The 398-nt window shown below is 66.1% G+C and carries 1 protein-coding gene; it reads right to left on the minus strand.

Features of this window, described 5'->3' with window-relative positions; all coding sequences use genetic code 11:
- Positions 1-398: MraY family glycosyltransferase (locus LPA54_RS41130; RefSeq protein ID WP_228985500.1), on the minus strand; the 398-nt coding region annotated here is incomplete at both ends.

The following is a 398-nucleotide window of genomic DNA, read 5'->3' on the forward strand; positions in this document are numbered from 1 at the left end:
TACAGGAAGAACGCGGCCGCGGCGATGCACACCATGCCGGCCGCGAGACCGTCCAGGCCGTCGACGAAGTTGACCGCGTTGATGGTGATGACCACCAGCGCGACGGTGAGCAGCGTGCCCTGCCACTGGGTGAGCGCGACCGAGCCGACACCGGGGATCGGCAGCCACAGGATCGTCAGACCCTGCATGACCATCACGCCGGCGGCGATCATCTGCCCGCCCAGCTTGATCAGCGCGTCGATCTCGAACTTGTCGTCCAGCACGCCGATCAGCCAGATCAGCGCCGCCCCGGAGAGCAACGCACGCGGTTCGTTGGACTTCTCGAAGAGCGTGCTGAGGTTGGTCAGATGGTCGGCGACCAGCAGACCCGCGCACAGGCCGAAGAACATCGCGATCCC

The organism is Streptomyces sp. DH12, assembly GCF_020873895.1.
Classification (GTDB): Bacteria; Actinomycetota; Actinomycetes; order Streptomycetales; family Streptomycetaceae; genus Streptomyces.